This window comes from Pseudomonas inefficax, assembly GCF_032164165.1.
GTDB lineage: Bacteria > Pseudomonadota > Gammaproteobacteria > Pseudomonadales > Pseudomonadaceae > Aquipseudomonas > Aquipseudomonas inefficax.
The window spans coordinates 5,205,275-5,217,260 of record NZ_CP134401.1; the positions used below are offsets into that span (position 1 = coordinate 5,205,275).

Annotated in this window: 13 protein-coding genes; all 13 read right to left on the bottom strand. The window is 62.4% G+C overall.

The window, feature by feature from the left end; genetic code table 11:
- Positions 1 to 2 precede the first annotated feature (2 nt).
- Positions 3 to 1,541, bottom strand: a complete 1,539-nt coding sequence (locus tag RIN61_RS23490; protein ID WP_313854448.1) for a conjugal transfer protein TraG N-terminal domain-containing protein — start codon at positions 1,539 to 1,541, stop codon at positions 3 to 5.
- 9 nt (positions 1,542 to 1,550) lie between these two features.
- Positions 1,551 to 1,856: a hypothetical protein gene (locus tag RIN61_RS23495; RefSeq protein ID WP_089230093.1), complete on the bottom strand. Its 306-nt coding sequence runs from the start codon at positions 1,854 to 1,856 to the stop codon at positions 1,551 to 1,553.
- Entirely contained in the window at positions 1,853 to 3,208 is a 1,356-nt protein-coding gene (locus RIN61_RS23500; protein WP_313857670.1) for an integrating conjugative element protein, read from the bottom strand. The genes RIN61_RS23495 and RIN61_RS23500 overlap by 4 nt, the downstream gene beginning before the upstream one ends.
- On the bottom strand, positions 3,208 to 4,185 hold the full coding sequence (locus RIN61_RS23505) for a TIGR03756 family integrating conjugative element protein (protein ID WP_313854450.1): 978 nt from the start codon (positions 4,183 to 4,185) through the stop codon (positions 3,208 to 3,210). Before RIN61_RS23505 ends, RIN61_RS23500 begins: the two co-directional genes overlap by 1 nt.
- A gap of 226 nt (positions 4,186 to 4,411) precedes the next feature.
- Complete coding sequence (locus RIN61_RS23510; RefSeq protein WP_313854452.1) at positions 4,412 to 7,150, bottom strand: conjugative transfer ATPase; 2,739 nt, start codon at positions 7,148 to 7,150, stop codon at positions 4,412 to 4,414.
- Entirely contained in the window at positions 7,150 to 7,569 is a 420-nt protein-coding gene (locus tag RIN61_RS23515; RefSeq protein WP_313854454.1) for a TIGR03751 family conjugal transfer lipoprotein, read from the bottom strand. The genes RIN61_RS23510 and RIN61_RS23515 overlap by 1 nt, the downstream gene beginning before the upstream one ends.
- Entirely contained in the window at positions 7,532 to 9,040 is a 1,509-nt protein-coding gene (locus RIN61_RS23520; protein WP_313854457.1) for a TIGR03752 family integrating conjugative element protein, read from the bottom strand. The genes RIN61_RS23515 and RIN61_RS23520 overlap by 38 nt, the downstream gene beginning before the upstream one ends.
- Complete coding sequence (locus RIN61_RS23525) at positions 9,030 to 9,836, bottom strand: TIGR03749 family integrating conjugative element protein (protein ID WP_313854459.1); 807 nt, start codon at positions 9,834 to 9,836, stop codon at positions 9,030 to 9,032. Before RIN61_RS23525 ends, RIN61_RS23520 begins: the two co-directional genes overlap by 11 nt.
- On the bottom strand, positions 9,836 to 10,474 hold the full coding sequence (locus RIN61_RS23530) for a PFL_4703 family integrating conjugative element protein (protein WP_258641841.1): 639 nt from the start codon (positions 10,472 to 10,474) through the stop codon (positions 9,836 to 9,838). The genes RIN61_RS23525 and RIN61_RS23530 overlap by 1 nt, the downstream gene beginning before the upstream one ends.
- On the bottom strand, positions 10,471 to 10,872 hold the full coding sequence (locus RIN61_RS23535; protein ID WP_186556100.1) for a TIGR03750 family conjugal transfer protein: 402 nt from the start codon (positions 10,870 to 10,872) through the stop codon (positions 10,471 to 10,473). Before RIN61_RS23535 ends, RIN61_RS23530 begins: the two co-directional genes overlap by 4 nt.
- A 7-nt stretch (positions 10,873 to 10,879) precedes the next feature.
- The gene (locus RIN61_RS23540; RefSeq protein WP_186556099.1) at positions 10,880 to 11,257 is read right to left on the bottom strand and encodes a TIGR03745 family integrating conjugative element membrane protein; all 378 of its coding nucleotides are present in this window, start codon (positions 11,255 to 11,257) and stop codon (positions 10,880 to 10,882) included.
- A 15-nt stretch (positions 11,258 to 11,272) separates the two neighbouring features.
- On the bottom strand, positions 11,273 to 11,512 hold the full coding sequence (locus RIN61_RS23545) for a TIGR03758 family integrating conjugative element protein (RefSeq protein WP_186556098.1): 240 nt from the start codon (positions 11,510 to 11,512) through the stop codon (positions 11,273 to 11,275).
- Entirely contained in the window at positions 11,499 to 11,828 is a 330-nt protein-coding gene (locus RIN61_RS23550) for an integrative conjugative element protein, RAQPRD family (RefSeq protein ID WP_186556097.1), read from the bottom strand. The genes RIN61_RS23545 and RIN61_RS23550 overlap by 14 nt, the downstream gene beginning before the upstream one ends.
- Positions 11,829 to 11,986: the final 158 nt, after the last annotated feature.

Below are 11,986 nucleotides of genomic sequence, written 5' to 3' on the forward strand. Positions count from 1 at the left end.
CGCTACTTCATTTTCTGAACACCAGTCATGAGGTGTGATGAACCTTTTCCGGCTTGTGTCTGGGCAGCTTCTGTCCCTCTGGTGAGGAGGGTTTGGATGCCGCTCCCTACGTTGTAGCCTGCCCAGCTCATAGCTCCGATGAAAAACATTGGCAACAGCACAAACATCGCGCCCATCACATATTCGATAACCTGAGCAGTGAGTGTTCCATCCATGAATCCGGCTGTCGGTAGCGACAACAACGCCTGATCTGTGGCAGAGACTTGGTTGTACAGGGTTTCGAGCATGCTCGAATCGATCCAGCGCGCGAGCTCCCACCAGAATGTCAGCATATGCAGGGTGAACAGCGCGAACGTGATCGTCATGAGCGCCTTGAGCTGGTAGGTGCTAATCAGCAGCACCAGTGGCAAGCTGATGATAGTGCCCATGATCAGGAAGGCTTGGACCATCGGTAAGGCGGCACGCAGCGCATTCATCGCCGGGAAATTGCTGAATGAACCCAGGGCCAGACCGGTGTTGGTGGCTAGGTTGTTGAGACCTTGTGTCAGGGAGCCGCCTCGGGCGCTGCTGCCGTAGTCCTGGAACACCTGCCCAGGTGCCATGCTCAACGATTGCTGCCGTGGGCTAACCAATTCGCGCAGGGTGGCGTCTTCAATCTCAGTAGAAGTGCGCCCGGTGAGCCAACCTCGCAGCTGCGACATCAGCGACGGATTGACCTCGGCCACCAAGCGGTCTCGCAGTCCGATCGTGCCATCGCTCCACCACTGTTTGCAGGTGGGATAGCCCGCACCGTTGTCGAGCTGGGGCAGCGAGGTATCCCGAGTCTCATCGTATGGCCAATCGACCCTGGGCATTCGCGAGCGATCGGTATCGTAGTAGCCCGGTGTGTTGAGTAGGTAAGTCGAGCCAATCCAGGACGCGTCGTAGCTCTGCGATTCGTCCAATTCAGGTCGATTGGTAAACAGCCGCGAGCGCGAAAAGCCGTAGCAGTCCCGGGTGAAGTCGGCGACCTCCTGCAGCAGCACCTGGTCGTTGATCCGCGAGCTGTCTATCTCCATGCGCATCGCACGGATGTCGGGTGCGCAGGGGATCGACGCCGTGGCGGCGGCGGTGATGCCTTTACTCATGGCATGCACCAGGAACCACCACACCGGGACATTCGCTGACTTCTCGCCGATAGTGTTGAAGGTTGTGCCCCAAGCGGTGTCTGCTGGCTTAGCCATGGAAACGCCACAGCGCTGGCTCGCGGCATCGTCGAAGCTCACCGATGACAGGTTGAGCGGAAAAAACGGCATGCAGCCAAACAGGATGACCACGTAGCTCATCCACAGTCGGTTCTCGACGCGGGGGATCGACAGCAGACCCTTGTTGCCCTCGTCGGCACCCTGTTGGCGGGCCGACAGCCACTCCTGCAGGATGATCGCACCGAAGGGGGCGGCGAACAGCCCGGTGTCTGCCAATGTGTTCCAGATGCCGTTGTTGATGATCCAGGCCAGCAGCGACAGGTAGTACTCGAGATAGCTGTTGGTGCTCATGTTCATGGTTGCACCTCACACGCGATACAGTTCGACCAGGATGATCGAGCTGAAGCCGACCAATCCCAGGCGCTTCAGCCGTTGCTCATCTTCAGGCTTGGGCCGCCTGCGCAACGCTGCGGCCCAACCGGCGAACATCAGGGTGTACAAGAGCGCGCGCCAGCATGCGAAGTAGGGTGTACTTGAGCGTGCTGTTTGGACCCAATCAAGCTGAGTGGCGGACAGGTGCAGCGCCATCCAAGCAATCAACAACATGGCCAGCATGGCACCGAGCACCAGCAGTACACGCGCGAGCGTGAACCTCACAGATAATGAGATCATGGCGTGCTCCTCTCCTGTTCGGCTCGGCGCAAACGGTCCGGCTCCGGATCACGCTGATCGATGCTACGCGAGGCGTCGGCACCGCCGGCGTGGCGATCGAGGACCAGGCTGGCGGTGTTGGTGGCCAGCGACTGGCGTACCTGTAGCTCGGTTTGCAGCAGGCGGATCTCGCGTTCAAGCGTTTCGATGTTGCTGTTGAGGGCGTTGGTGGCGGGCTGTGCGGAAGCCACGTTGGGCTCGTGGCTGCCGGCAAAAAGCGTGCGCTGTAACAGCATCGCTTTGTAGATCACACTCGATAGTGCGGTCTCGCTGGCCAGGCGCCGGGCCAGCAGATTCTGGTCGGGATCGTCGCGCAGCCCCTCGATGACACCTCGGGAGACCTGCAGCAACGGACTAGAGACTTTGTCCAGGTTCTCTGGTGTCGGCTGCTCGGCACCTGAGACCATGCGTTGTAAGCCTTCCAGGTTTTCCGTGTAGGTTTCCTGGATCAGCGGCGACAGGCCGGTACCGGCAGTTACCCGCAGCGTCTCGCAGTCGTCGCAGGTCTGAACCTCGGATTCCCCGAGCACACGCGTCGCCCACTCGGAGGCCTCAACAGGACTCGACCACGCTTGGCAGATGGCACCATTCTGGCAATCCGAACCAAGGGCCGAGGTATCCTCGACCGCCCGGTTGTGCAGCAGGTTGTAGCCGGCCTTGACCACATCCGAGGTCACCCGGATGGGTTGCTGGCCGTTGCCTCCGGCTTTCTGCCCACCGACCCAGCTGACGCCGTTGTTGCCGTTGTTCGCTTCGGTGTCCTTCACTGCCGTCACAGCGTCGCCGCCGGACTGCTCGAGGTTGTGCTGCATCTCCTGGTTCTGCGCCAGCGCACCCCAGCCGGCCTGGTCGACTTTGTCGGCCATCTTCGCGGCCATTGCCTGGCAGGTGAGCTTGGAGCGGTCGAAGTCGATCCGTCCCTGCAGCACTCCATTGTTGAGCAGCTCATACAGCCCGGGATTGGCCCGCTGGATGATCATCGCCGGCAGCGACATCACCGCCTGCGTGGCATTCTGGATGACGTTGCCCATGATCTGCTGGAAGCCCTGGGTGGCGCCATTGAGCTGGTTCTGCAGGGTGTTCGAGAGGTTCATGTTTCCGCACATCATGTTGGCGCGCCAAGACATGCCCACGCCAAGGCCATTGGGTCGGTAGAGTGAGGAGGGCGCCCCTGCCGCCGAACCGCCGCCGATGGTGTACATCACCCGGTCGTCCAGCACCGGAGCCTGGTCACCAAGGTGGTAGCCGTTCTCGGCGGCGTGGCCCACGGCATAGACGAGGAAACACAGCAGACTGAGCGAGAGGGTCTTCATCATTGGCCTCCGTCAAAATCAATGCTGAACAGGAAGGTCTGGCCCATGCGCTGGCAGCAGCGGTAGGGCCGCCACAGCGACCAGGCATAGGCGCCGTCGGCGCTCTGGATCGTTGGGCTGGGGAAGATGGCGCAGGTGTTCTGGATCAGCGGGACGAGCAGCTGCCAGCGGTGGTTGTTGACGTCGTTTTCCAGCACCGGCTGCGGCGGCCAGTAGCCGGGCGCAGGCATCGGCTGCAGCGGCAGGTAGACATGCGGCTGGCCAGCGCGGGTGATGAAGTCGCTGGCGCGCTGAGCCATCACGGCACCGGCCTTGAAATCGTCGGGCTGCACCAGAAATCCGTGGCGTGGGTAGACACTACCCCACATGTCGCCGAGTGCCTGGTTGCCGATCTCGCGCATTCCCGGCACCAGTGCCTGCGGGTAGACGGATTCGGGAATGGCCTGGCGCCACGCCAGCGGGTCGAGGGTACTGAGGTAGTAGGGCGCAAACGGCACGGCACCGCTTGGGCACGCATAGCCGAACGTATGCGCCAGGGCGGTAAGGGCAGCCCCGCCGGGGTGCCCGATGCCGTCGACATTCTTGAACCGTGGCAGGTTATCGCGCTGCGGTGACGGTGTGATCAGGTTGCCACCTCCTTGTGACGCTGGCGTCGGTGTCGACAGTGCCGACATCTCGCTCCAGGGGTTGGCGCCGGTGTCGGCGTAGCTCGACACCACTAGCTCGGGAATGAAATGACGAATCTTCGGCGAGGTGCGCACCGTGCAGCCGAACGGTGTGCACAGCAGCCAGTAGCAGATCCCGACGATCCGGTACTCCAGGCACTGCAGCGAAGTGACGGAGGCGATGATGGTTGAGGTGGTCAGTGCCAGGCACTGCTCGGTAGCGATGAGCAGAACGGCCGCAATGAATGCACGACTTCGACCAGTCTTCTTGGGCATCGGTGATCTGCAGCGGGTGGAGGCGGTCACGTTCATGGGCAACGCTCGGCAGGTGGCAGCGGTGTGCGTCCATGCGCCAAGTCTCAGCATCCCGGATCCGGTGCTGGAGGAGGGGAGACAAACTGAGCCTGGGTTTATCGATTTCGTCTGGCGAGCTGATTTGGCAGAGCGAGTCAGGCAAAATAGCGAAAGAGTACAAATGTGCTCTTTTCGATTTTTTGCTGAACTAAGGGATTGCGAACAGTCCTGGCGGTATCGGTCACTACATGCCGCGCAGGCGATCGATGTCCGTCGCGACCTGCAGGGCGGCCTCCAGCTCGGACTGCTGGTGCTCTTCCATCAATCGCCAGCGCTGGGCCTTTTCCTCGGGTTCGGTCATGGCCAGAGCGAGGTACAGGCTCGGCGGCACTGCGCGGAACAGTGTCTCCAGATTCTTCGACAGGACCACGCCCTCGGTGTACTTGCCCGAGGCCTTGCTCGCGGAGAGCAGCAGCGCCTTCTGCGCCGGCGTGAGTTTCTTGAAGCGAGCGATTTCCTCGATTTCCGCCGGCGGCATGTTCAGGCAGATCCACCACTCGATCATGTTGAGCATGGTCTGCGCCGCGTCTGGGAAGTCGGCCAGGTTCTGCGTGGCCAGCCAGAACCAGGCGCCCAGCTTGCGCCACATCTTCGTGCCCTTGACCACAAAGGGGGCCAACAGCGGGTTCTTGGTAATGATGTGACCCTCGTCGGTGACCATAATGATCGGCCGACCCAGGTACTGATCGCGTTCGGCAAGGTTGTTCACCGTGTTCATCAGGCTGATGTAGCTGATCGACATCTGCGCCTCGTAACCCTCACGGGCGTAGGTGGCGAGGTCGACGATCGTCACATCGCTCTCCGGCCAGGGCGTGCCGGGCCGGTCAAACAGGGCGCCCTCAAAACCCTGGCAGAACAGGTCGATGGACTCGGCCATCTCCTGGGCGCGCTCCCGGCGTTTTTCAGGCAAATGGGCGTCGCTGGCGACCTGGCGCAGGGCATCGCGCACATGGCGCGTCAGCACCTGTTGTTCGGTCGCGGCGCAGTGCTGGGCGGCATCGAGGATGCACTCGCGGATCAGGCTGCGATCCGCGCGGGTCAGGCGTGCCTCTTCCTTCGCTTCACCACCGGTGATCATCAGCCGTGCGGTGATCTCCAATTCGCCCAGCACATCGCGCTGCTCATCACTGTCCGGCGTGGCTTCATCCAGGTCTTCGGTTGACAGGCTGGCCACCTGATCCGGGTGCTCGATCAGCCGCCGAGCATCGGCGAACGGCGCCAGGCTCAGGCCACTGCCAGGTTTGAGCTGCACCTTGTTGACGGACAATCCGAGCGTGGCGAAGTAGTCGCCCTGCAGGCCAAAGGAGTTGCCTGCTTCGACGATGAACAGCCGCGGCCGGTACACGGCCATGACCTGCATCAGGATCGAGACCAAGGTGGCCGACTTGCCGGCGCCAGTCGGCCCGAACAGCAGCAGGTGGCCATTCATGGAGCGGTCGAAGCGGGACAGTGGATCGAACGAAAGCGGTGCACCACCGCGGTTGAAAAAGGTGATGCCTGGATTGCTGGTACCGACGCTACGGCCCCAGAGTGGCAGCAGGTTGGCTATGTGCTGTGCGAACAACAGGCGGGTGTACCAGTTACGCGTGTCTCGGACCGGGTTGTAGATCATCGGCAACCAGCGCAAATAGCTGTTGCAAGCCGCCACTTCGTCGCCCTCGCGCACCGGCTGCAGGCCAGCGCCGAGCAGCACGTTGGCGGCCTGCAGCGAGCGCTGGCGCAGCTGTTGTTCATCCGCACCGCGCAGGTACAACGCCAGCGTGCCGCGGTACAGCTTGTGCTGGCGCCCAATCAGCGCGCGCGCTTCTTCCACGTCCTGGCGGGTCTGGGTCGAGGCGAGGTTCTCGCCGATGGCTTTACGCGCGAGGCGGTTGAGCTGCTCCTCGAGCACATCCTGGGGCGTGATCACCAAAGTCAGGCACATCACCGCCTGCTCGGGTAACTGATCGAACAAGGCGTTCAACGCCTCGCCTTTACGCGTCTCGCCGGTCAGTTGGCCGATATGTGGCGGCCTGCGCAGCTTGTCGACCACCATCACCGTATGAGGCTGTTGATCGAAGTACCAGAGACCTTGTTCGCTATCGGAGCGCGGTTCCTGGAAAAACAGCCGCTCAGCAAAATCGTGGTCGAATGGCAGCGGCAGCTCCTCGCCGTCGTCCGTCTCCGGATAGGGCACGCGTCGATAGAACGCCGCGGGAGATTCGTCGGTGAGGGCTGGAGAAGGGTTGAACCAGGGGAGCAACCAGGCGTAGAAGTCGCGGCCGTTCAACCGTCGAGGGTTGACCCCGCAGGCCTGCAGCGAGGCGACTAGGCGGTCGCAGGTGCGGCTCAGCAGCTGAGTGGGGCTCTGCCCGTCTTCGTCACCCTGGCCCCCGAGCCAGCGGTAGACCACCAGGCGAATCCGCCGATTGCTGCCGCGCCACGGCAGATGTGACACGACCTGGTCGTCGAATAGTCCACCCGGTTTAGCAATGGCGTCGAGGTGACGCTGCATCGACGTGAAGAAGGCTTGGGTAAACGGTGTGCCGCGGGCGCGGGGCGCGATATAGCGCTCCAGGCGTTCCAGATATGGGGCAAAGTCACAGTCGTCTTGGCAGAAGAACTGCACCACCCAGGGCGCCTGGTCCAATTCGTCGAAGCTGTCCTGTAGCGCATCTTCCAGGGCGTCGCGGGCCGCCATCAACCAGTCAGGCTCACGACCCTCGGTCCCGATCGGCTGCAGCTCGAACACCGCGCCTACTGACCGGTTGTCGTCGAGCAGAAAACACTGCTCGTCCTCGAGGTATTCGACCCAGGGCAGGTGATCGGTGAAGCTGGGATTGTGCGCATACTGGGCGGCCTCATCGGTTAGCGTGGCGCGCCGACGCTGCGCCGCGCGCCAGGGTTTCCAGCGTGGCGGGTTGCTACTTGCGTCATCGGCCATCACAGATCGTCCAGGCGTTCGCCGGGCAGCGCGTACTGGACCTTCTCGTACAGCGGGAACACGGTCGAGTAGCCTGGCACCGGGGTCTGCTGAGTACCGGCCAGGTGCGGGTACACGTACATGACCAGATCCGGATTGGGCAGGCGCGGGAACTGGGCGCGGATCTCGTTGGCGGCGGTGCGCGTGTAAGCGCTTTGGTCGCCTATCAGGCGTTCGGGATCCAGCACCGGACGGCGCAATTCGCCACGAGCTTCCTGCAACTGCTGCTGGGAACCGACGGAGCCACCGCCATTCCAGATGTCCAGCATGGTTTGATCGCCGTGGGGCAGCATTTCCTCCTTGCTCGTGGAGCAGCCGCTCAGGTGCAGGGCGAGCAGCAGACTAATCCAGATCCAGTACTGAAACGGATGGGTTTTCATGGTTCACTCTCCGGCCTTTCGGCTCGTAGTCGATGCTGATTTCGTGATCCAAGTGCAGGGCAACCTTGGCCCCCGGCGGCACGTAGATGGCGGCAAAGGCTTCTCCATAGAGCTTGTTGATCCACTCCCGGATATCGCCAATACCACCGCTGATGACTGAGTTCAGTGCGCTGTTGCCGTTGCTCTGGGTCATGCCTAGGCTGCCGCCGGCCGAGTTGATGAACGAGGTGTTGGTCTGCTCGCTGCCCAGGGCCGCAGCGAAGCCGGCGCCGGCCGCGGTGATCAGGCTCTGGCTGCCCAGGTATTGCTGGGCGTTGGAGCTGCGCTCCCCAGAAATGCAGGGAATGCCGTAGGAATCGGAGATGTAGCCCAGCCCGCCGCGGATCTTCTCGGTGTCGGAGGTCTGGGTGCTGCTGCGATTGCGGCTGACGACCTTCTGCGGCTGTGGCACCGTGCGGACGGTGCCATCGCTGAAGACAAAGGTGATCGACTCGACCTGGCCGCGTACGCAGGACAACGTCCAGTCGCCGGCGGCGGTGCCGCTCATGACCGCGCCGACCACATCCGGCAAGTCGATGCCGTTGGCGGTGAGGTTGTCCGGGCCCACCAGCACCTTGAACGGGTAAGGATCGTTCACCGTGCCATCCACCGGGACCCGGCCAATCAGCGCGGTCATGGCGATCGAGCCCATCAGCGTCGAGTTTTCAGGGAGGGTGTAAACAGGCTTGGCGCCCTCGGCGCGATCCTGAGCGTTCTCCAGATCACGCTCGCCTTTGGCGACGGCACGCAAACGGTCCTGGCCTCGATCAATGGCGTTGTTGTCCAGGCCGTGCAGGTCCTTGAATGTCGACGTCAGCGATGACAGCGGACCATCAGCTTTGCTCGCGTCATCCTGGCCGACGCGGACATTTGACGGCTCGATCCACTGCACTGCATCAGGCGCTGATTGCGCACCCGAAAACTGTTGCTCGTCGCCGGGCTCAAGGCCAAAGCCTGCGGGGAGATCCGACTTCGCGGCCGGCTTGTTGGTGAGCTGGTCCTTGAGCCTGGACAGCAGACCCTGTGTTTCGCGGTGCTGCTGTTCGGCCTTTTGCCGGGCATCGTTGGCTTGCTGGCGCTGCTCGGTGACCTGCTGGGTGACGCTGCTCAAGGTGCTCTGGATGCGCGTGTCGATATTGCCTTCGCGCGAGCGCAACCGGTTGTTTTCGGTTTGCAGCGCATCGTTGCCTTTCTTCAGCGTCTGCATCTCACTACGCATCGCCTTGACTTGGCCGATCAGCGTGGCCACGGTGTCGCGTGGGGTGTCGCCCGCGATGCCCAGGGCCTTGGCTTGTTCCGCGCTAAGTGTGGTCTTGTCCGGATCGTGCGCGGTCTGGCTTTCCGGCGAGGCCATCCAGGATCTGCCGATGATCAGCACGATGCCCAGCAGGACCCCGGGCACCAACCACTTCAGCAGGCTGTTAGCTTTCATGACCGGCAGCCTCCGGTTTTGGTGGAGGCAACAGCAGCGCGTGCTTCAAGTCCCCGCCGCGGGTAACCAAGTAGGCGACGGTGGTGTCTTCAGGCGTACCAGCGAGGCCGAGGTCTGCGTGCTGGAACGTCGCAGCGTACAGCGTGGCCTGCAGGTGACGCGGGTCCAGCGCGACTTTGCCGGGGCCGCGGTTCACGATCTTCACCGCCGTTACCCAGTAATCGCCCAGCCGCCACGCTGCAAGCGCCTTGATCGAAACTCGCTCGGTCGGTAGCAAGGTGCTGAATGCGATGGAGTCGGTCAAAGGCACACGCCGCACACCGGGCAATGGCGCCACGGTACGCAGAGGCGCATAGAGGTTCTGCGCCGCATAACGAGTAAGCACCACCGGCACCGGAGTCGCTTCGGGTGCTGCATCTTTCTGGGGCTCCGTGTCCGGCGCCTGAGCCTGGGCCACGATCTTGACCGGTTCCAGCGACTCGCTGCCCTCGAGCGCTTCGATATCGATCAGGATGATGTCGCCCGACTTTACTGATTGCAGTTGGAGCCGGGTAGGGGGGAGTGCTTCGGCGGCGCGTAGATAAACTGTCCCGCCGACCGACTGTACGCGAAGCTTGCTGGCGATCGCACTGGGTAGCCCGATGCGAACGTCTTCGTCCAGCATCAAGACCCGCTCCTGGCCCACCGTGAGCGGAACGGCCAAGGGCAGGCGGTCCCAGTATTTGACCTCGACGGCGCCGACCGCTGAACACCAGCCGCTGGCCATCACCAGAATCAGGATCAAGACACGCATCATTACGCACCTCCCGGCAGCGTCAGCTTCTGCGGTGTGCCTTCGTAGCAGTCCAGCGCCAGGCCCCACTTGTTGCGTTCAGGGTCGACGTCGAAGCGCACCACCCGCAGCGGATAGCGCACTACCACGCGTTTTACCGGCTCGGCGGCGTAGTACTCGTCGGCGTTGAGGTCGAGCTTGACCAGCCAACTGTGCTTATCCAGCTGCTTCACCCGCAGGTCTGGGTCGTCGCTGTAGCCGCGGCCGAGCACCTCATACACCCCTCGCACCCGGCCACGCAGTTCGCCAGCAGCCTTGCGATAGTCGAAGTCACCGTCAAAAAACGTTTTACACGCGGGCGTCAGGTAGGGCTGCAGGGCAAAAATCGCGCGGTGGTAGTCGACTTCACCGTCGGTGGGCCAGCGGTTGAGTTGACCAAAGATGTACAGGGCGAAGGCGTAGATGTTCTCGGGCGGCACATCCCACCACTTGCGCGTGCTGCCGGAGCGCAGATCGGGCGGTACGTGAATGGTGAGTTCGGAGGGCGCTGCCTGCCAGCCGTACCACAGCCCGCAGCACAGCAGTGCCAGGATGGCCACGGCAAGGCGCAGGCTGAAAATATGCGCCTGCTGCGCATCCACCTTGTTGCGGAAGCGGCTCATGGGTTGGCCCTCCTATGCCGGCGCGTCCGACGCACGGTCCACGGCCCCGAATGCAGGATCAGTTGGTGCGAACTGATGCCCCAGTGCACCGCCAGGTGCCACTGCAGGCGCCGGTACAACCAGGTTTCCGGGCGGGCGCGCTTGGCCCGGCGCAGCAGCTTGCCGCCGCCGAGCAACACCAACGCCATGCAGACGAACATGCAGGTGGGGAGGGTGGCGATGGAGGCGGTAGCCACCGCCAGCGGCGCACCGAAGATCACACCAAGCCCGGCACCGACGATCAGGGATACCCACATCTCGTCGTTGGTGAGGCCGCGCAGGACCGCTGGGTCACGGTTAAGGCGCTCCGGCAGGAAGGTCAGCGTGCCGTCAGGCAGCGTGGCAGGGGTGTCGGACATGCGGACCTCACAGAATAGTCGCGGCTTTAGTGAGGAACCACAGGATCACCACCACCAGCAGCGCGCCGACCCCGACCACGGCTCCGAGGTCCTTCCAGGTCTTCCGCTGGTTCTGTACGTCGGCGTAAACCGTGAGCGAATGCCAGGCCACGCCAAGGAAGGCGAGGGTGGCGATCAACAGTCCGAGTAGGATCCCGCCGTCGTAGGCGTAGTTCTTGATGGTATCGATCAACCCCGAACCTTCACCCCGAGAGGGGGCCTCCATGGTCGGCAGGTCGGCCCTGGCAAATGTCGAGCTCAGCAAAACCAGGCCGCCGAACAGGACTTTCGAACAGAATTCCCGCAGCAGGAGAAGCGGGCGGTGGCGATGGTGGAAGAGTTTCATGGCAGGGCCTCCGGATTACGACAGCATGAAAAACATCAGCACGATCAGGGCGAGTGCTAGGCGCAGCGTGCTGCCGCCGAGTGCGCCAAAATTGAGGTTGCCGGCCGCCCAACCGCGGTAGCCGGTCCACAGCGCCCAGGTGCACCAGAGCAACGCGAGCACCAACACCGATGAGCGCCATAGCGCCGAGCTGAGTTGCGGCGTAAACCCGGCCACGGCAGAGAACGCGCTAAGTTGGGCATCACTCATGCTCATCGGAGTTACTCGAATGAAGCGCATCGGCACGGTAATCGCCGCTCAGCTCGACCAGGTCAGCTGGCTGCGCGCGGGAAGGCGACAGATAGTTGTTGATACCGTCCCGCACGCGCTCCAAGTCCGCAGTCAACCTGGGATAGTCGAAGCGATAACGAACTCGGTCAGCACCGGTAGCGCTGCTACGAGCTCGATCGGCCAACAGCTCGATGGCATCGATCTGCCGCTGCATCAAGCCAAAATCCGAATTTTCACGAATGTCTTGAGCGAAGGCGCCAAGTGGTACTGAGCATATGAGCAATAGGCAGGGAGGTCTCATGGCAAAATCCTTCTGGGGATCTGGTATTTACCTTGAGTTGGCAGACTGCTTTCAGACATGCGTTAAATGAAAAACGGTCCCTTCATTTTTAAATGTGATGATGGTGATAGGCGAGGCACAGGACTCGTCTAGGTGGTTGTATACGATGCAGGAGTGGC

Bases quoted from the DNA above. Each gene is read 5' to 3' on its own strand.
- RIN61_RS23490 (WP_313854448.1), bottom strand. From the start codon at position 1,541: ATGAACATGAGCACCAACAGCTATCTCGAGTACTACCTGTCGCTGCTG.
- RIN61_RS23495 (WP_089230093.1), bottom strand. From the start codon at position 1,856: ATGATCTCATTATCTGTGAGGTTCACGCTCGCGCGTGTACTGCTGGTG.
- RIN61_RS23500 (WP_313857670.1), bottom strand. From the start codon at position 3,208: ATGAAGACCCTCTCGCTCAGTCTGCTGTGTTTCCTCGTCTATGCCGTG.
- RIN61_RS23505 (WP_313854450.1), bottom strand. From the start codon at position 4,185: ATGAACGTGACCGCCTCCACCCGCTGCAGATCACCGATGCCCAAGAAG.
- RIN61_RS23510 (WP_313854452.1), bottom strand. From the start codon at position 7,150: ATGGCCGATGACGCAAGTAGCAACCCGCCACGCTGGAAACCCTGGCGC.
- RIN61_RS23515 (WP_313854454.1), bottom strand. From the start codon at position 7,569: ATGAAAACCCATCCGTTTCAGTACTGGATCTGGATTAGTCTGCTGCTC.
- RIN61_RS23520 (WP_313854457.1), bottom strand. From the start codon at position 9,040: ATGAAAGCTAACAGCCTGCTGAAGTGGTTGGTGCCCGGGGTCCTGCTG.
- RIN61_RS23525 (WP_313854459.1), bottom strand. From the start codon at position 9,836: ATGATGCGTGTCTTGATCCTGATTCTGGTGATGGCCAGCGGCTGGTGT.
- RIN61_RS23530 (WP_258641841.1), bottom strand. From the start codon at position 10,474: ATGAGCCGCTTCCGCAACAAGGTGGATGCGCAGCAGGCGCATATTTTC.
- RIN61_RS23535 (WP_186556100.1), bottom strand. From the start codon at position 10,872: ATGTCCGACACCCCTGCCACGCTGCCTGACGGCACGCTGACCTTCCTG.
- RIN61_RS23540 (WP_186556099.1), bottom strand. From the start codon at position 11,257: ATGAAACTCTTCCACCATCGCCACCGCCCGCTTCTCCTGCTGCGGGAA.
- RIN61_RS23545 (WP_186556098.1), bottom strand. From the start codon at position 11,512: ATGAGCATGAGTGATGCCCAACTTAGCGCGTTCTCTGCCGTGGCCGGG.
- RIN61_RS23550 (WP_186556097.1), bottom strand. From the start codon at position 11,828: ATGAGACCTCCCTGCCTATTGCTCATATGCTCAGTACCACTTGGCGCC.